Below are 17,744 nucleotides of genomic sequence, written 5' to 3'. Positions count from 1 at the left end.
GCGCTCGGCCGGCGGCGCGCGGCGCCGCGCGACTGGCTGATCAACCTCGTCGCGTTGGCGCTGATCGTCGCCGGGGCGATCACCGCGATCCGCTGGACCGAAACATTGTCGCCGCGCCCGCCGCTGGTGCTCGGCGGCGTGACCGTCAGCGCGCATATGCTGCAATGGAGCGTGATCGGCTTCGGCTTGTTCGTCCTCGTCAACCTGGCGCAGGCGCTGCACCGCGACGATCCGCCGACCTTCGCCGCTTTCTCGTCCCCGTCGCTGCTTCTGTGCATCGCGATCGGCTCGCTCCAGGGGGTGATCAATTACGGGGTGATGGGCTTCACGCCCTCGTTCCTGATGAAATCCTATGGCCTGTCGCCCGCGATGACCGGGCTCCAGTTCGGGCTGCTCAGCGCCGCGATCGGGGTCGCCGGGCCGCTGATATCGGGTCCTTTGTCGGATCGGCTGAGCGGCGGGCGGCCCGCGCGGCGGGTGTGGGTGACCTTGTTCTCGCTCGGCCTGTCGCCGCTCATTGCGCTCTGGGTCTATCGCGCGCCCGATGCCGCCACCTTCTACCTGCGCTTCACGCTGTACAGCGTCGTGCTGACGATGTGGCTGCCGCCGCTCTATGCGGTGATGTTCGAACAGGTGCTGCCGCGGATGCGCGGGATCACCTCCAGCACCTATATCGTCGTGTCGACGATCACCGGGCTCGGAATCGGGCCTTATGCGGTGGGGCTGATCAGCGACGCGAACCACGGCGATCTCGGCGCCGCGATCCTCTCGATCAACTGGGTCGCGCCGGCGATCGTCGCGATGCTGATCGCGCTCGGGTGGCGCGTCGCGCGCGATCAGGCGCGGCTGCTGGAACGGACCCGTGCCGCGGGCGAGCCGGTTTAGACCCCTAGGGTCGATCGACGTCAGTTATTTCGGGTAGAACGCCGCCAACCTCCCCCGTCACCCCCGCCCTGGGCCGGGGGGGGTGACGGATTGCGAGGCCCGAACGGCTCAATGTTGTCCGCCCTGGCCGGCCACCCCGATCTCTGCGGCATCGGCCCAATTGCCGTGCAGCCCGAAGCGCAGCCGGATCGGGATATGGATTTCGGCGATCGGCCCCTTTTCGATATCAAGCGCGTCGAACAGCAGCAGATCGGATCGGTGCTCCTCCAGCCGGTTGCACACCTGGACGATCCAGCCGTCGCCCTCCGCCGCATCCTTGTGGCGCGGGATGAAGCATGGCTCCTGCAACGACGACGACGCGCCGCACCACCATTTCTGCTCACGCCCCGTTTCGTGATCGATCAGCCCCAGCGTGTTCATCACCATCCCTGCCGCGCTGCCGCCCTTGAGCTCGACCGGCTTGGCGGGGTCGATCACCAGCATCCAGCCGTAGCGGTAGGAAAGCCCGGTGCGGCGATCGTCGATCCGCGGGAATTCGCCGATCATATCGGTCAGCCGCTCGACCTTTTCGAACGCGTCGCCGTTCGACGCCATATCCACCGTCCAGCGCGTAAGATAGCTCGCCGCCTCCATCGGCTTGAACGGCGCGCCGTGGATGTCCGGGAAGAACGGGAACATGTTGTTCTTCGCCTCGGGGGTGTCGAAGTGGATCTTTGTCCCCTCCTGAAACGCGTTCATCACATGGCTGGCGAAGCAATTATCGCGCTTGAACCAGCGTATGTCGGCGGCGGTCGTACCCGGCCGGCGCGGCAGGACGCCGAGATAGACCGGCAGCGTCGTGTCGAAGCCGAAATGCGGCAGCCCCTTTTCCAGCCGCTCCCAGTTCGAGGTCGACGGCACGACATGGAACAGCGCGTAATCGGGGGTGATCGCGAAATCGTGCATCATCGCGTAATAAGGCGGCTCGAACCATAGCTCCTGCTTCAATTCGCCCTCGGGCGAGACGACATAATAGGTCATCTCGCGCGTCAGCACGCCCTTCGCCGCGTAGCCGAAGGCGATCATGTCGCCCGTCTCAGGATCGATCTTGGGATGCGCGGTGAAGGTCTGGCCGGTCATCGCGCCGTTGAACCAGGTATATCCCTCGGTCTCCAGCGTTGCCGGGTCCATCACCAGCGCGGGCGAATCCTCCTTCAACGCATATAATTTGCCGCCGTAGATGAAGGCATTGGTGTTGGCGGTGCCGCGGATACGGCCTTTCACCCGCGCGTCGTCGGTCAGCGGATTGCGATAGGCGCCGAACAGCCCCTCGCCGGCGTCATGCTCCAGCTTCCACTTGTCGGTCCGCGCCCAGCGCTGGCGGAAATCGACGCGGCCGTGCCTGAAGTGAAACATCGTGATCATGCCGTCGCCGTTGAAAGCGATATCGTCCCCCAGCCGCGGCGGGAACTGCGGATCGGGCTGGACGCGATAAAAGGCCCCGTCGAGCTCGGGCGGGATCGCGCCCGTCACGTCGAGATCGGCGATATCCGCCTCGATCCGCGACGGCGTGTTGAATCCGGTGAACGACGGCGTGTCCGGGAAATGCGCCACGGCCGATCCTCTCCATTGCTGTTGTCCACGGCATTGTATGCAAGACAAACATTTTTTCAACCGCGCCGATTGACCGTGCCCCGGTGCAAGCCCATCCTGTTAGGATGAATCACCTGGTTGGGACGGAGAGTGGCGCGCTGGGGGAAATCGACGAGATCGTCGGATTCCATATCCGGCTGGCTCATGGCGCAGTCTATCGGCACTTCACCGAAACCTTCGGCGATCTGGGGCTGACGCAGAAGCAGGTTTCGGCGCTGTGGCTGATCGACGACAATCCCGATATCGCGCAGGCGGATATCGGCCGCCGGCTGCAGATGGACCGCGCGACGGTGATGGCGATCATCAATCGGCTGCAAAAACGCGGCTTCGTCGAGCGCGGCGGGGCGCAGGGCGACCGGCGGCGGCTGCAGCTGCATCTCACCGATGCGGGCCGCGATGCGCTGCTCGCCGCGCGCAACTGCATCCTCGAGCATGAAGCGTGGTTGAAAGCGCGCTTCACGAAGGAAGAAACCGCAACGCTCGTGCGGTTGCTGCGCCTGATCCACGAATAGCGACGCCGCCGGCGCTCCTCAGATATCGTTATCGCACGGTAGGGATTCCTGTCGCGGTCGACGCACGCCCGCTTGACAAGCGCCGCCGCAACGGTCACGTCAATTATAACGACCGTTACTGTTAGCGAGAGGATCGACCGTGGAGCTCAAGCTCCCTCCCCATCTGACGCCCGCGCAGTTCCAGACCGCGCTGAAGGATTTCGCCTCGGTGGTCGGCCCCGGCTGGGTGCTGTCCAGCGACGAGGATCGCGACGCTTATTCGGACGTCTATGCGCCCGGCGACGCCGCGCAATGGCCGCCCTCCGCCGCAATATCCCCGGCGAGCGTGGAGGAAGTGCGCGCGATCGTTCGCCTCGCCAACCGCTACAAGACGCCGCTATGGCCGGTCAGCCGCGGCAAGAACCTCGGCTATGGCACCGCCGCGCCGCGCCTGCCCGGATCGATCGTGCTCGATCTGGGCCGGATGAACCGCATCCTCGAGGTGGATGCCGCGCTCGGCTATGCCGTGCTCGAGCCGGGGGTCGGCTTCTTCGACCTGTACGAGCATCTCCAGCGCACCAAAACCCCGCTCTGGATGTCGGTGCCCGGCAACGCCTGGGGCTCGGTGATCGGCAATGCGCTGGATCACGGGATCGGCTACACCCCTTATGGCCTCAACGCCCGCAATCTGTGCGGGATAGAGGCGGTGTTGCCCGACGGCGATCTCGTCCGCACCGGGCTCGGCGCGATGGCCAACAACAAGGCGTGGCACGTCTTCCCCTTCGGCTATGGCCCGACCTGGGATCTGATGTTCTCGCAATCCAATATGGGGATCGTCACCAAGGCCGGCGTGTGGCTGATGCCCGCGCCGGAAACCTCGCTGGAACTGATCTGGGACATTCCCGAGGAAGGCGATATCGGCTGGGTGATCGATACGCTCGCGCCGCTCAAGATCGCCGGCGTGGTCGATCAGTCGATCTTCATCCCCTCATGGCTGGGCAAGATCGTGCTCAAGGGGCAGCGCCGCGATTTCTGGGACAAGCCCGGTGCGATCCCCGAATGGCGCGTCAAGGAACTGCTGACGCAATATAAGCTCGGTTACTGGCAGGTCGCGTTGCGGCTCTACGGCGACGAGGGCATCGTCAAGGCGCGCGCCGATGTGGTGAAAGCGGCGATGGCGCGCCACCTCAAGACCCCGCCGGTCGAAAATTGGTGGCGCCAGGGCGATCCGGTCAACGCGATGGACATCACGATGGGGGTGCCCTCCGCGGTGCCGCTGCAGATGAGCGACTGGATCGGCGGGCGCGGCGCGCATCTCGGCTTCTCCCCGGTCGTCCCGGCGACCGGGGCGGCGGTGACCGATCAGTTGAAGCGCAGCCGGAAGATCATCGGCGACGCCGATGTGGATTTCTACGCAAGCTTCACGATCGGCGGGCGTTTCGCCAACAACGTCAACATGCTGATGTACGATCGCGACGATGCGGCGGGGATCGCAAAGATGCGCCAGCTGTTCGACGTGCTGATCACCGAGACGGCGAAGGCAGGCTATGCCGAATATCGCACGCATCTCGGCTGGATGGACAAGGTCAACGCCACCTTCGACTTCAACGACCACGCGATGCGCCGGCTCAACGAGCGGGTGAAGACCGCGCTGGATCCCAACGGCATCCTCGCGCCGGGCAAGCAGGGCGTGTGGCCCGCCGCCTATCGCGATCTTTCGGGGGGAGGAAAGGCATGAGGAACGGCGCGATCGCGCTGGTCGTCGCGGTGGCCGGCTTCGGCGCCGCACTGGCGCAGGGCGGCCCGCATGACGCAGGCCCGCCGACCTATCAGATGCGCGCGCCGGAAAGCGGCGGGGACAGGCTCGCCGCGTCGCAGGATGCGGCGGCAATTTTCTCGCACCGTTGCGGCTATTGCCATCTACCGGCGGGAATGGGCACCAATTTGCTGACCAAGCAGCAGGTTCTGGCGGGCAATCCGCCGGCGATGGGGTTGCTCACCAATCGCAACGATCTGGCGGTGGATTATGTGATCGCGGTGGCGCGCAACGGCAAAGGCGCGATGCCGCCGCAGACGCGCGTCGACATCACCGATGCCGAACTCAAGGCGGTCGCCGCCTATCTCGCCAAAGGGAAAGCACGGTGATCGTCGACCGTCGGCAGGCGCTCACCGGGTTGATCGCGGGGGCGGCGCTGAGCGGTGCGCCCGCGGCGCGGGCGGCTGCGCGCGATGCACAGACGGTGATCGTGGCAGATCTCCGCTTGCCTGCAGTACGGCGGCTGACCGCCGGATATCGCCCCGCCCGCCTGATCGACCTGTCCGCCGCGCATGCCGATCTCTGGCGCGAGATGCGCGGCTTCGTCCCCGGCGGCGCGCGCGTCATCGGGGTGACGCGGTGGAGTGACTGGATCGCGGTGCGTGGCCTGTTGATCGAACGCGGGCTCAGGGTCCGCGCCGAACGCCCGCTCGCCGTGGCGCGCGCGTTTTTCTGGGAAATGTCCTGAGTTGGAGTATCGCCGCATGATCCGCCTGTCCCCGCTCATTTTTGCCCTTGCCGCGCTCGCTGCCGCGCCGGCGGCGGCGAAGGAATATGTCGTCCACATGAAGAACAGCGGCGCGGCGGGGATGATGGCGTTCGAGCCGATGGTGGTGAATGCGAAACCCGGCGACACCGTGCGCTTCGTCCCGACCGACGCCTCGCACAATGCCGAGACGATCCCCGCGATCTGGCCCGCCGGCGCGCCGCCGATCAAGGGCGCGATCAACAAGGAGGTGACGCTTTCGGTCACCAAGGCCGGCATCTACGGCATCAAATGCCAGCCGCATTATGCGATGGGGATGGTCGCGCTCGTCATCGCCGGGAACGCCAATCGCGCGGCGGCACAAGCCGCCACGCTGCCGCCGCTCGCCGCGAAGCGGTTGAAGCCCGCGCTGGCGGCGATCCGATAGGCGCTACGCCGCTTTCTCGTCCGCGAAGCGCAGCTTGAGCGCGCCGAGCGCGATCGCCGCGATCAGTGATCCGGCGGCGAGCGCGATCGCCACGCCGGCGAGCGGCAGGCCGGCGCTGAACAGCACGCCGGCGAGGATCGGCGACAGCGCCGCCCCGCCCCGCCCGATGCCGATCGCAAAGCCGGTGCCGGTCGCGCGCACATGTGCGGGGAAGGCGCGCGCGAAGATCGTATAGAGCCCGACGACCGCGCTGTTGGTGAACAGCCCGGAAATGCACGCCAGCGCCGCGAGCCCGCCGAGCGAGCGCACCCCCGCCGCGCCGAACAAGGCGACCATCACGGTAGACAATATCAGCGCAACGATCGTCATCGGCTTCAACGCGAAGCGCTGTGCGAGCAACCCGAAAATCGCCCCGCCCACCGCGCCGCCGACATTGGCCCACACCAGCACCCCCGCGGCCTGCGCCGGCGGATAGCCCAGATCGACGACGATCTTCGGCGACCATTTGAGGATGAAGTAGAAACTGACGATATGCGCGAAATAGGCGAGCGTGACGAGCAATGTGATGCCGAGCAGCCCGGGGCGCAGGATATCGGCGACCGAGGCGCGCGCCGCGCCCGTCTCCACCGGCGGCAGCGCATCGATCGGCGCATGGCCGAAACGCGCCAGCGTGCGGTTCACCTTTTCCAGCGCGCCTTGGGGTCGCCTGGCGAGCAGGAATTGCACCGGCTCCGGGACGAAGAACCACACCAGCGGGATGAAACAGGCGGTGACGATCGCGCCGAATTCGAACACCGCGCGCCAATCCCCGCCCTTGAGCAGCAGCGCGGCGATCAACCCGCCGAGTACCGCGCCGATCGGATAGCCGATCACCATGATCGCCAGCGCAAGATTGCGCCGGCGCACGCTGGCGAACTCCGCCGCCGCGGCATTGATCGCCGCGAGCATCCCGCCGATCCCCAGCCCGGTAAGCAGCCGCCAGACGGAGAGCGTGGTGACGTCATGCGCGGTCGTCACCATCGCCATGCCGATCGCCATGGCGACGAGACAGCCCAGGATCGTGCGCCGCCGCCCGATGCGATCGGCGACCCCGCCGAGCAGCACCGAGCCGACCGCCATGCCGATCAATTCCATCGACAGCACGATCCCCAGCACCTTGCGGTCGATGCCCCATTCGGCGGCGATGCTCGGCGCGGCGAAGCTGATCGACAGCACGTCGAAGCCGTCGAGCGCGTTGAGCCCGACGGTGATCGCCACCGCCGCGATCTGCAGCCGGCTCATCGGCGCCTCGTCGACGATCGCACGCGGATCACGGTTCATCTCTGGTTTCCTCCCCTTGGATACAGGCGCTGGCTAGCGTCGCACGTCCGATGCGAGAATCTTGCCGAAGCGCGGATGCGCGAAATGCATCGGCACGTCCTGGCGATACGGCCAGGTCCGCCGGTGGTGGCTCGCCGGGAGCAGCCGGTCCGGGCCGATCGGGTCTTCCGGAAAGGTGCGCGCGGCGGGTTGGAGATGCGCGGTGGTGTGCGCCCAGCCCGCCTCATAATCCGCCTGCCATTGCATCATATAATCGAGGCGGCTGATCTTCCACACGCCATCCTCGCGCACATAGTCATTCTCGTAAATGCCCGCTTCCATGAACTGCTGCGGCATGCCTTCCTCGCGTGTGTCCTGGAAATCATCGTGCCAGCCGCCGAACAGCATCCCGCGGAACCGGCCCTTGGCGGTGCGCCGGTCGGGTGCGACGGTAATCACGTCCTGCATCTGAAAATGATCGAGCAGCAGCCCGTCGACCGGCCCCGGCCGGCCGCCGGTGAAACGCTGCTGAATCCAGTCGCCGTACAGCCGCCGGATACCGGCATGGCCGACATATTCGCCCGACAGGAACACCACCACGCCATCATCGGTGAACAGCTCCGCCACCTGATCGGGCAGGTTGAAATCGATATAATAGCCATAGGCCCAGTGCAGCCGGCGAATCGCGTTGATGTCCTCCAGTTCGCCGATGCGATGCTCCAGCGCATCGAGCCGCTGCGCGAGCGCGGCGATATCCGTCTCTGGCATGATCCTCTCCCTCGCGGTATTTGTATGCAAGACTAACGAATAATCGTGGATTGGCGAGAGGAAATCGGCATGGGCGAAACGCAGGACTGGCGCGGCAAGGTGGCGTTCGTGACGGGCGGGGTATCGGGAATCGGCTTCGGCATCGCGCGCGCCTTTTCGGACGCCGGGATGCGGCTGGTGCTGAGCTATCGCGACGAGGAACGGCGCGCGGCGGCGGCGCGCTGGTTCGCCGAGCGCGGGCGCGAAGCTCCATTATTCGTGCCGCTCGACGTGACCGACCGCGCGCGCTTCGCCGCGGTGGCGCAGGAGATCGACGCCGCGTTCGGGCGGCTCGACGTGCTGGTCAACAACGCCGGGGTCAGCGTGTTCGGGCCGACCGACGAAGCGAGCCACGCCGATTACGACTGGATCATGGGGGTCAATTTCGGCGGGGTGGCCAACGGGCTGGTCGCGCTGCTGCCGCTGGTGAAGCGCACCGGCGCCGGCGGGCATGTCGTCAACGTCGCGTCGATGGCCGCCTATCTCTCCGGCCCGCAGGCGGGAATCTACACCGCGAGCAAATTCGCGGTGCGCGGGCTGACCGAGAGCCTGCGCTACAATCTCGCGCCTTACGGCATCAATTGCGCGCTGGTCTGCCCGGCGCTGACCCGTACCGACGCCTGGGGCAGCGCGCTCAAGCGGCCCGATGTTTTCGGCGACAGCGGCTTTGCCCCGGCCGATCGCGCGACGCTCGAACAATTCGGCACCGCGTTCGAGGCGGGGATGGATCCGCTCGAGGTCGGTGAGAAGGTCTTGGCAGGAATGTCACGCGGCGACGCGCTGATCCTGACCCATCCGGAATTCGCGGAGGATTTTCGCGAGATCTACGAAACCAGCATCGCCGCGCTGCCCGACGAGCCGGCACCCGAGGCGCGGCTGGCGATCGAGCGTCTCCGCCGCGAGGCCGCGCGCGCCGCGCTCGCCGGCAAGACGATCGGGCTGGAGAATCTCACCTGACCCTAAAACCAATAGGCGATCGCGCGCATCTCGATCGACGCGCGCGGCGGCGCTTCGGCGGGGCAGTCGGGGTTGTCGAACGCGACATGCGGCACGCAATGCGCATGGCCGGCGTCGCTGTCGTTGGTCTTGAACACGATCGCCTCGTCGCGGGTGAGATCGGAGAACCAATGCCAGCGATGCGCCGGCAAATGCGCCGCGAGCAGCCCCTCGAACGACCAGACGTCGGCGCCGTCGCGATCGAATATCGCGTCCGCCGGCAACAGATCGCCCGCCGCCACCGTCCGCGCGTCGCATAAAGCGAGCGGCACGTCCTGCGGCGCGGGGGAGATCGCACGCCAGACATTGTAATGCGCGGTCCGGCGCGGCGCGGCGCGATCCGCCGGGCGCGCGCGATCGGCGAATTGCGCGGCGGCGACATCCGACACGTCGACATGCGCGAACCGTGCGGGTCGCGAATTGTCCAGCGCGCCGGACTGCGCCGAACGCTCCGCAAAACGCAGCACCCCCGCGCCCGTCACCACCACTGCGTCGGCGCCGGCGAGCTCGGCGATCAACCGCTCGATCTCCGCGGGATAGACGCGCGCCACCGCCTCACTATCAGCGAAATCCGCTACCGCGCTGCAATGCTTCACGAGCGCGAAGCCCTCGCGGTCCAGCCCTGTCGCCAACCCGCGCGAATCGGTAATCGCCATCACCTCCGGCGCCAGCACAACGGTGTCGCGCCGGGAATCGTTGGCGAAATAGCGCATCCGCCCCTGCCCGCGCGCCACATAATTGATCGCCGCCCGCATCGCCGCGTCTCCCAAATCCATTGTTTGTTTTGCTTACTATTGTGCGGGGCGAAGGCGCAGCACGCAAGCGCGGCCGCACAGGCTGTCAGCGGTTATGGTGGTAGTTCGCCTACTCCTTGTCACCTACGAAACTGTATGCCTAACTCACAAACGAAGCACGCAACGTCACGCGTCTTCGGGGGAAGGGCCGGCCGTGGAGCTTGGGTCCGCCCCGCATCAGGAGAGGAACTGCGATGCACCATCTCACCCACAAGCGTCTGACGGCGGGGCTGCGCGCCTCGGCCTCGACCGCCGCCCTTCTGTCCACGCTGGCGATCGCGGCGCCCGCCTTCGCGCAGGACGCCGGCACCGCGCCGGCGGCTCCCGCCGCGGCGGAAGCCCCGGCGACCGGCCAGCAGGACATCGTCGTCACCGCGCAATTCCGCAACCAGCGCCTGCAGGACGTGCCGCTGGCGATCACCGCCGTGGACAGCATGATGCTGGACGCGCGCAGCCAGAACAACATCACCCAGGTCGCGAAACAGGCCCCCAGCGTGGTCGTCGTCCCCGCCGGCGGCGCATTCGGCCCGTCGATCGGCGCCTCGATCCGCGGCGTCGGGCAGTTCGACTTCAACCCGGCGTACGAGCCCGGCGTCGGGCTCTACATCGACGACGTTTATTATGCGACGCTGACCGGCGGGGTGTTCGACCTGCTCGATCTCGACCGCGTCGAAATCCTGCGCGGGCCGCAGGGCACGCTCGCCGGTCGCAATTCCGAAGGTGGCGCGATCAAGCTCTATTCCAAGCGGCCCGACGCCAATGAGGGCGGCTATGTCGAGGCCGGCTATGGCGCGCGCAACGCGATCAACCTGCGCGGCAGCGCCGATTTCAAGATCACCGACACCTTGTTCGGCCGCGTCGCGGGCGTCTTCAAGCGGCAGGACGGCTTCGTCGATCTGGTCGACTACGGCTGCGCCCGGCCGGGCAATCCGGAGAATATCGCGGCCACCCGCGCCGCCGGGACCTGCACCGTCGATAAGCTGGGCGAGACCGATTATAAAGGCCTGCGCGGCCAGTTGCGCTGGAACCCCAGCGACGCGGTGGATATCACCTTGTCGGGCGACTATACCTACCAGAACCAGACCAACGCGCCCGAAGTCACCACTTATTCGACCAATCCCAATTATCTCTGCGGGCGTTACTGCACTTTCGCGGACTTCAGCACCAAGGGCTATAATTTCCAGCACACCAATCAGTTCAAGGGCGGTGGCGGATCGCTGAACGCGGTGTTCAAGCTCGCCGACGATCTGTCGCTCAACTCGATCACCGCCTATCGCGCCTATACCGCGACCTTCGGCACCGACGACGATTTCTCGCCGGGCGTCGAATCGACCCCGGGCGACCCCAATACGCGCAAGGAAGCCGGCGGCTTCAACCGGCTGCGCCACCATTTCTTCAGCCAGGAAGTCCGGCTCAACGGCGCCTTCCTCGATCGCGCGGTGGAATGGACGATCGGCGGCTATTATTCGTCGCAGAAGACGACCTATTTCACGCTGCAGAACATCGGCTATATCGTGCCGGGCGCGTATCTTACCTTCATGGGCAATGATCCGGTCAACGCGAACAGCAAGGCCGCCTTCGCCACCGCGATCATCCACCCCGGTATCGAGGGGCTGACGCTGACCGGCGGCATCCGCTACACGAAGGAACACAAGGATTATACGTTCGTCCGCGTCAACCCGGATGGCTCGCCGCTGAGCGGTCTTGCCGCCGCATTCGGGCTCGGCGCGCTCAACGGGCTGACCGCGAAGTTCGACGGCGACCGCGTGGATTATCGCGCCTCGGTCGACTATCGCTTCTCCCCGGCGGTGCTGCTCTACGGAACGATCTCCACCGGCTTCAAGGGCGGCGGCACCAGCGCGCGGCCGTTCACCGCGCAACAGGCGCTGCAGGGCACGTTCAAGCCCGAGACGCTGACCAATTACGAGATCGGCATCAAGACCGACCTGTTCGATCGCCGGCTGCGCCTCAATCTTTCCGCCTATATCGACGAATATAAGGACATCCAGCTCCCGCTGCGCGACTGCACCGCCTATGGCGGCGGCCCTTGCGGCGTGGTCGCCAATGCCGGCAATGCGCGCAACAAGGGCGTCGAGCTGGAGATCAGCGCCACCCCCACCCCGGGGCTGAACATCGACGGGTCGATGAGCTACATCCACTCGCGATTGACCACGGTATCCGCGGCGCTGGGCAGCGACTATCGCATCGGCGATCCGGCGACGTTCTCCCCCGCGTGGCAGGCGAGCGCCGGGATCCAGTATAAGGCGCAACTCGGCGGCAATGCCGGCAGCATCACTCCGCGCGTCGATTATACGTATAACGACCGGCAGTTCACCGGCCGCGCGCTCGGCTTTGCTTATTATCTGCCGGCCTATTCGCTGGTCAATGCGCGGCTGACGTGGCGCAATAGCAAGGAAGACCTGGAGTTCTCGGCCTCGGTCACCAATCTGTTCGACAAATATTACTATAATTCGATGTTCGCCTCGGTCTACTCCTTCTCCGGCACCGCCTATCAGCAGATCGGCCGGCCGCGCGAATGGATGCTGACGGTGAAGAAGACGTTCTGATCCGGCCCGCGCGGGGCGTACCACGCGCCCCGCCGGAACCGGCCACCGCAGCTTTTCGGGATCATGCAATGAGCGCAACCAGCGGCGTCACATTATACCATTGGGAACCCAATGCGAATTCGGGCAAGCCGATGCTCGCCCTGTTCGAGAAGGGCGTCGCTTTCGACAGTCATTATCTCGATCTGCTCAATTTCGACCAGCACCGCCCCGACTATCTGGCGATCAACCCCGCGGGCACGATCCCGGCGATGACCCACGGCGATCTCGTACTGACCGAATCCACCGCGATCATGGAATATGTCGACGAGGCGTTTCCCGGTCCGCGGCTGATGCCGGCCGACGCGAAAGATGCGTGGCGCGTGCGCTGGTGGATGAAGTTCATGGACCAGTGGCTCGCGCCCAGCTTCTCGATGATCGGGTGGAGCGTGTTCGTCGGCCCGTCGGTCAGGAGCCGCGATCCGGCGGAGCTCGAGCAAGCGATCGAGCGCATCCCGATGCCCGAGCGGCGCGTCGCGTGGCGCAAGGCGATCTCGGGTGCGTTTCCGCCCGAGGAAATGGCCGAATCGCAGCGCCGCGTCGCGCTGGGCATCGGCTATCTGGAGGAGGCGCTAGGGCAGCGCGAATGGCTCGCCTCCGATCACTACAGCCTCGCCGACATCAACGGCTTCAACCTCGCTTATGCGCTGCCGCTGTCGCAGCCCGCGCTGTCGAACGACACGCTGACCCCCAACATCATGCGCTGGCTGCGCGCGATCTACGCCCGCCCGGCGACCAAGGCGTGCTGGGCATTGGGCCGCACCGACATGGCGCGGCGCGTCACCATCCTGGAGAGCGAACCGGCATGAGCGCGATTCTCTATCATGGCGAGCCCAACGGCCCGTCGCTCACCGTTCTCGCCGCCGCCTTCGAGAAAGAGGCGGATGTGACGCTGGCGCGCGTCGATCTCGCCGCCGGGGAGCGCCACGGCGATCGCGTGCCGCACGCCTTCGAGGTCGCGCAATCGATCGAGGGCGAAGGCCCCGTGCTGGTGGCGGACGGCGTGGCGATGGCCGACAGCGTGTTCCTCGCCTGCTATCTCGACGATACCGGCACCGGCCCGGCATTGCGCCCGGCCGATCCCTATGCGCGGTGGCAGATGATGGCGTGGTGCCGCTATGTGATCGAGCGCGTGGCGCCCGCCGCTGCCTATCTCGGCCTTGCCGCCGGCCCGCCGCAAACGGTGCCCGCGGGGATCGCCAGCGCCGATCTCGCCGAACGCTGGCGCGACGCGACGGCGGGGCGGTTCGATCCGGCGAAGCTTGCCGACAGCCGCACCAAGATCACGCTCGCGGTGGAGAAGATCGAAGCGCAGCTCGCCGATGGGCGGGACTGGCTGATGGGCGATTTCAGCATCGCCGATCTCGAAAGCTACGCCTGGCTCGCCGGGATGCCCGCGCTGGTGCCGGATGCCTTTGCCGGCAAGCCGCTGACCGAGGCGTGGCTTGCCCGGGTAAGAGCACGGCCCGCGGTCGCGCGGGCGCTCGCGCTCGCCACGGTCGCCGCGCCGGAAACAATGTGGGCGCCGGGCCCTGAAATCAACCGCTGGGGCTGACATGCGCTCGATCGACTATTTCGACCGCGGGCATGACCGCGCGCCCGGCCGCGCGGCGCTGATCGACGCAGCGACCGGCGAACGCTTCACCTTCGCCGAGGTCAAGGCGCGGACCGAGCGGATCGCGGTGGCGATGCATGCCGCGGGTTTCTCCAGCCAGCAGCCCGCCGCGCTCTATGGTCCGAACAGCGCGGCGATCATGATCGCGCTGCTCGCGATCTGGCGCGCCAACGGCCAATGGGTGCCGGTCAACACGCGCAACGCGATCGATGCCAATGCCGCCTATCTCAACTATGTCCGCTGCGGCTGGCTGTTCTACCACTCAAGCATGGCGGCGGACGTCGCGCTGCTGCGCGCGCGCGTGCCGAGCCTCACGCAGTGCATCTGCCTCGATCGCGCGATGGACGGCGACGCCTCGCTCGACGATCTGGTCGCGGGTGCGCCCGACGCCGACCTGCCCGATTTCTCCGATCCGTTCGGCGCGCCGCACGACGTCGTCGGGCTGTTCCCCACCGGCGGGACGACCGGGCCGTCGAAGGGCGTCGTCGTCACCAACCTCGGCTGGGGGACGATGCTGGAGACGCTCGGCGCGGCGGTCGACGGACGCACCCACGCCCCGGTCTCGCTGGTGGTCGCGCCGATCACCCACGCCGCCGGGCCGGTCGCGCTGGGCACGCTCGCGCTCGGCGCGACGCAGGTGATCCTGCCCGGCTTCGACGCGCCGGCGGTGCTGCGCGCGATCGCCGAGCATCGCGTGACGCATATGTACCTCCCGCCGACCGCGCTCTACGGGCTGCTCGAGGCGGCGGAACAGGCCTTGCCCGACGTCTCATCGCTGCGCGTCTTCATCCTCGTCGGCTCCCCCGTCTCGCCGGAGAAATTGCGCCGTGCGGTCGAGGTGTTCGGCCCGTGCATGTGCCAGGCCTATGGCCAGGTCGAATCGCCGATGATCACCACCTGGCTACCGCCCGAAACGGTCGCGGCCGCGGCGGCAGGCGATCATCCCGAGCGGCTGGCGAGCTGCGGCCGGCCGACCCGTTCGGTGCAGGTCGCGATCATGGACGACGACGGCCGGCTGCTCCCCGACGGGCAGCGCGGCGAGATTGTCGTGCGCGGGGTGCTCGTCTCGAAGGAATATTTCGAGCTGCCCGCCGCAACTGCCGAGGCGCGCCAGTTCGGCTGGCACCATACCGGCGACGTCGCCTATCGCGATGCGGACGGCTATTATTATATCGTCGACCGCAAGAAGGACATGGTCGTCACCGGCGGCTTCAACGTCTTCACCGCCGAGGTGGAGGCGGCGATCACCGAGCTCGCCGCGGTCCGCGAATGCGCCGTGATCGGCATCCCGCACGACAAATGGGGCGAGCAGGTCCACGCCATCGTCGTCGCCGAGGGGACCGACGAACAGGCGGTGATCGCCCACGCCAAGGCCCGGCTCGGCGGGGTGAAAGCCCCCAAGAGCGTCTCCTTCGTCGATGCGATACCGCGTACCGCCGCCGGCAAGATGGACAAGAACGCGCTGCGCGCCGGCTATTGGCGTGATGGCGCGCGAATGGTGAACTGAGTGGAGGCGAAAGAGGCATGATCCGGTCGTCTGGATTATTTCTGGCGGGCGCTGCGCTGCTGGCGCTTGCCGGCTGCGGCGCGAACGGCGGCGGCGGCGCGACCGGAACCGGCGGCGTCGACGGCGCGCGGATCGCCGCGGCGACGCCGGGGGAATGGCTGTCGACCGGCCGCACCTATGACGAGCAGCGGTTCAGCCCGCTCGGCGCGATCAACCCGGGCAACATCGGCCAGCTCGGTCTCGCCTGGTCCGCCGATCTGGATACCGCGCGCGGGCAGGAAGCGACCCCGCTGATGATCGACGGCGCGCTCTATGTCTCGACCGCGTGGAGCATGGTGAAGGCCTATGACGCGGCGACCGGCAAGCCGCTCTGGTCCTATGATCCGGAGGTGCCGCGCGAAACCCTGGTCAAGGCGTGCTGCGACGCGGTGAACCGCGGCGTCGCGGCCTGGGGCGACCGCCTCTTCGTCGGCACGCTCGACGGCCGCCTGATCGCGCTCGATCGCAAGACCGGGAAACCCGCATGGACCATGATGACGATCGATCCGAAGAGCAACCAGACGATCACCGGCGCGCCGCGCGTGGTGAACGGCATGGTGCTGATCGGCAATGGCGGGGCGGAATTCGGCGCGCGCGGTTATGTCACCGCTTATGATGCGCAGACCGGCAAGCAGGTGTGGCGTTTCTACACCGTCCCCGCCCAGCCGGGCACCGAGCGCGAGCCGGAATATCTGAAAAAGGCCGCCGCGACCTGGCACGGCCAATGGTGGAAACAGGGCGGCGGCGGCACCGTGTGGGACGCGATGGCCTATGATCCCGCGCTCGATCTGCTCTACATCGGCGTCGGTAACGGCAGCCCGTGGAACCAGCTCTACCGCTCCGAGGGGAAAGGCGACAATCTCTATCTGTCCTCGATCGTCGCGATCCACGCCAAGACCGGCGAATATGCCTGGCATTATCAGACCACGCCGGGCGAAAGCTGGGATTTCACCGCCACCCAGCACATCATCCTGGCCGATGTGACGATCGACGGAAAGCCCAGGAAGGTGCTGATGCAGGCACCCAAGAACGGCTTCTTCTACGTGCTCGACCGCACCGACGGGAAACTGATCTCGGCGCGCAATTTCGTCCCGGTGAACTGGGCCAGCGGCATCGACATGCGGACGGGGCGCCCGATCGAGAATCCCGCGGCGCGCTATTACAAGACGGGCAAGCCGTTCATCGGCTCCCCCGGCGCGACCGGCGCGCATAGCTGGCAGCCGATGGCGTTCGATCCCAAGACCGGGCTGGTCTTCATCCCCGCCAATCTCGCCGCTTTCCCCTATATCCCCGATCCGGCGTGGAAACCGGCGAAGCTGGGGTTCAACGTCGGGGTCGATATGGGCAAGGCGGCGATGCCGGCCGATGCCGCCGCGCGCAAGGCCGCGCTCGCCGCGACGACCGGCGCGCTCATCGCCTGGGATCCCGTGGCGCAGAAGGAGCGCTGGCGCGTCTCGTTCAAGGGGCCGTGGAACGGCGGGGTGCTCGCCACCGCCGGCGGACTCGTCTTCCAGGGCAATGCCGCCGGCGAATTCGCTGCCTATGCCGCGGCGGACGGGAAGAAATTATGGTCGTTCCCGGCGCAGACCGGGATCGTTGCGCCGCCGATGAGCTATGAGCTCAATGGCCAGCAATATGTCGCGGTGCTCGCCGGCTGGGGCGGCGTCTGGGCGCTCGCGCCGGGCGTGCTGATCGACAAGAGCGGGCCGGTGCGCAACATCAGCCGCCTGTTGGTGTTCAAGGTCGGCGGCAAGGCGCAGCTTCCCGCTCCGCCCGCGCTGGAGAAAGCGCCGCTCGATCCTCCCGCCTCGACCGCCGCGCCCGATGTGATCGCGGCGGGCGGCGAACGCTTCGGCCGCTTCTGCGGCGTATGCCACGGCGATGCCGCGGTCGGCGGCGCGCTGGTGCCCGATCTCAGGCGCAGCGGGGTGCTCAACGACGCGACGACCTGGCAGCAGATCGTCCACGACGGGCTGCTGAAGGACAATGGCATGGTCAGCTTTGCCGGCGTAATGTCCGCCCCGGAGATCGAGACGATCCGCCAATATGTCATCAAGCGTGCCAATGAGGACAAGGCGCTGGAGCGCGCGTCCGCGCCCAAGACGCGCTGAAACCACGAAGGAATAT

The 17,744-nt window shown here is 66.8% G+C and carries 16 protein-coding genes; 12 read left to right on the top strand and 4 right to left on the bottom strand.

Annotated features, from left to right (window positions below):
• Positions 1-885, top strand: an 885-nt coding sequence (locus NED98_RS03215; protein ID WP_489886380.1) for an MFS transporter, incomplete at its 5' end; no start/stop codon positions are given.
• A 108-nt stretch (positions 886-993) separates the two neighbouring features.
• On the opposite strand, the gene NED98_RS03210 is transcribed toward NED98_RS03215, so the two are convergent.
• Entirely contained in the window at positions 994-2,478 is a 1,485-nt protein-coding gene (locus NED98_RS03210) for a lignostilbene-alpha,beta-dioxygenase (protein ID WP_265311926.1), read from the bottom strand.
• Between the two features lie 104 nt (positions 2,479-2,582).
• Between NED98_RS03210 and NED98_RS03205 the strand changes: the two genes are divergently transcribed.
• The 5 genes from NED98_RS03205 (at position 2,583) to NED98_RS03185 (ending at position 5,957) form a co-directional block, all read left to right on the top strand.
• Entirely contained in the window at positions 2,583-3,029 is a 447-nt protein-coding gene (locus NED98_RS03205; RefSeq protein WP_179514193.1) for a Saro_0803 family transcriptional regulator, read from the top strand.
• A gap of 139 nt (positions 3,030-3,168) precedes the next feature.
• Positions 3,169-4,746 (top strand): FAD-binding oxidoreductase, encoded by a 1,578-nt coding sequence (locus tag NED98_RS03200; protein WP_265311925.1) that lies wholly within the window; start codon positions 3,169-3,171, stop codon positions 4,744-4,746.
• Complete coding sequence (locus tag NED98_RS03195; protein ID WP_265311924.1) at positions 4,743-5,153, top strand: c-type cytochrome; 411 nt, start codon at positions 4,743-4,745, stop codon at positions 5,151-5,153. The genes NED98_RS03200 and NED98_RS03195 overlap by 4 nt, the downstream gene beginning before the upstream one ends.
• Positions 5,150-5,512: a hypothetical protein gene (locus tag NED98_RS03190; protein WP_265311923.1), complete on the top strand. Its 363-nt coding sequence runs from the start codon at positions 5,150-5,152 to the stop codon at positions 5,510-5,512. The genes NED98_RS03195 and NED98_RS03190 overlap by 4 nt, the downstream gene beginning before the upstream one ends.
• Before the next feature lie 16 nt (positions 5,513-5,528).
• A complete protein-coding gene (locus NED98_RS03185; protein WP_265311922.1) occupies positions 5,529-5,957 on the top strand; it encodes a pseudoazurin in 429 nt (142 codons plus the stop codon).
• A gap of 3 nt (positions 5,958-5,960) precedes the next feature.
• On the opposite strand, the gene NED98_RS03180 is transcribed toward NED98_RS03185, so the two are convergent.
• Together NED98_RS03180 and NED98_RS03175 are read right to left on the bottom strand one after the other, a co-directional pair.
• Complete coding sequence (locus NED98_RS03180; RefSeq protein WP_265311921.1) at positions 5,961-7,277, bottom strand: MFS transporter; 1,317 nt, start codon at positions 7,275-7,277, stop codon at positions 5,961-5,963.
• A 33-nt stretch (positions 7,278-7,310) separates the two neighbouring features.
• The gene (locus tag NED98_RS03175) at positions 7,311-8,024 is read right to left on the bottom strand and encodes a nuclear transport factor 2 family protein (RefSeq protein WP_179514199.1); all 714 of its coding nucleotides are present in this window, start codon (positions 8,022-8,024) and stop codon (positions 7,311-7,313) included.
• A 69-nt stretch (positions 8,025-8,093) separates the two neighbouring features.
• Between NED98_RS03175 and NED98_RS03170 the strand changes: the two genes are divergently transcribed.
• Positions 8,094-9,020 carry an SDR family oxidoreductase gene (locus NED98_RS03170; protein WP_265311920.1) on the top strand — a complete coding sequence of 309 codons (927 nt, stop codon included), beginning with the start codon at positions 8,094-8,096 and terminating at the stop codon, positions 9,018-9,020.
• 2 nt (positions 9,021-9,022) lie between these two features.
• Here NED98_RS03170 and NED98_RS03165 read toward each other — a convergent pair whose 3' ends face one another.
• Positions 9,023-9,835, bottom strand: a complete 813-nt coding sequence (locus NED98_RS03165; RefSeq protein WP_265311919.1) for a CmcJ/NvfI family oxidoreductase — start codon at positions 9,833-9,835, stop codon at positions 9,023-9,025.
• Between the two features lie 212 nt (positions 9,836-10,047).
• On the opposite strand from NED98_RS03165, the gene NED98_RS03160 reads away from it, so the two are divergent.
• The 5 genes from NED98_RS03160 (at position 10,048) to NED98_RS03140 (ending at position 17,728) form a co-directional block, all read left to right on the top strand.
• Entirely contained in the window at positions 10,048-12,420 is a 2,373-nt protein-coding gene (locus tag NED98_RS03160; protein ID WP_265311918.1) for a TonB-dependent receptor, read from the top strand.
• A 68-nt stretch (positions 12,421-12,488) separates the two neighbouring features.
• Positions 12,489-13,265 (top strand): glutathione S-transferase family protein, encoded by a 777-nt coding sequence (locus NED98_RS03155; protein ID WP_265311917.1) that lies wholly within the window; start codon positions 12,489-12,491, stop codon positions 13,263-13,265.
• Positions 13,262-14,011, top strand: a complete 750-nt coding sequence (locus NED98_RS03150) for a glutathione S-transferase family protein (protein WP_265311916.1) — start codon at positions 13,262-13,264, stop codon at positions 14,009-14,011. The genes NED98_RS03155 and NED98_RS03150 overlap by 4 nt, the downstream gene beginning before the upstream one ends.
• A gap of 1 nt (position 14,012) precedes the next feature.
• Positions 14,013-15,578, top strand: coding sequence for an AMP-binding protein (locus NED98_RS03145; protein WP_265311915.1), 1,566 nt, complete (start codon positions 14,013-14,015; stop codon positions 15,576-15,578).
• A gap of 17 nt (positions 15,579-15,595) precedes the next feature.
• The gene (locus NED98_RS03140) at positions 15,596-17,728 is read left to right on the top strand and encodes a PQQ-dependent dehydrogenase, methanol/ethanol family (protein WP_265311914.1); all 2,133 of its coding nucleotides are present in this window, start codon (positions 15,596-15,598) and stop codon (positions 17,726-17,728) included.
• The last annotated feature ends 16 nt before the right edge of the window (positions 17,729-17,744 follow it).

This window comes from Sphingomonas lycopersici (assembly GCF_026130605.1).
GTDB classification, from domain to species: Bacteria; Pseudomonadota; Alphaproteobacteria; order Sphingomonadales; family Sphingomonadaceae; genus Sphingomonas; species Sphingomonas lycopersici.
The sequence above is the reverse complement of the archived record's forward strand: the minus strand, read 5'-3'. Positions and strand labels throughout refer to the sequence as shown.